Source organism: Halorubrum sp. SP3 (assembly GCF_005435195.1).
Classification (GTDB): domain Archaea; phylum Halobacteriota; class Halobacteria; order Halobacteriales; family Haloferacaceae; genus Halorubrum; species Halorubrum sodomense.
Genome location: NZ_SGTU01000272.1, coordinates 1 through 562 on the forward strand (window position 1 = coordinate 1; position 562 = coordinate 562).

General features: G+C 55.0%; 1 protein-coding gene. It reads right to left on the reverse strand.

All coding sequences use genetic code 11. The features are described from left to right. Positions 1–131: 131 nt before the first annotated feature. The gene (locus EXE42_RS16540; RefSeq protein ID WP_137707015.1) at positions 132–422 is read right to left on the reverse strand and encodes a hypothetical protein; all 291 of its coding nucleotides are present in this window, start codon (positions 420–422) and stop codon (positions 132–134) included. Positions 423–562 lie beyond the last annotated feature (140 nt).

Consider the following 562-nt stretch of genomic DNA (forward strand, 5'->3'; position numbering starts at 1 on the left):
AGCCTGCCACGAGGCAAGTTGAACTACCTCGCGACATCCCTCTGTTCGGGTTACACCTACAAAAACGTAAGGGTAAACAGACTGCTGGTACGATCCAACCACCAGCAAAAAATAATTGTTAGCGAGCGATGCTATGAGAAGTCTACCCACGACGGCGGATCCGTTCCGCGGTCTGTCGTTCTCTTTGAGGGCGACAGATTAGCCGAGGTTTCCTCGGCGTTGTCCGTGTTCTTCTCGTCGTGGAAGTCAGACACGCCTTGTTCTATTGCTGTTCGTTTTTCCTCCTCGTCGGTGAGTCCGTGGTCGTGGATCGCGTCACAGACCATCGAGCGTCCGACCTCGGCGTATTGGTTGGCGATCTCACGGATTGTGAGGCCGCGCTGACAGTACAACTCGTGGAGTCGGTCGCGGTCATCAACCACTCGCTCGGAGGGCTGATACCGCGATGGAACTGATTGGGTACTCATTGTTCGTAGTACGCAGCACGTTGGTTCGCAACAGCCTCGTTGAGATCGTAGAGTACCGCAGCGATAGTACTCTCGGGGTTGAACTGGTCCGTCGT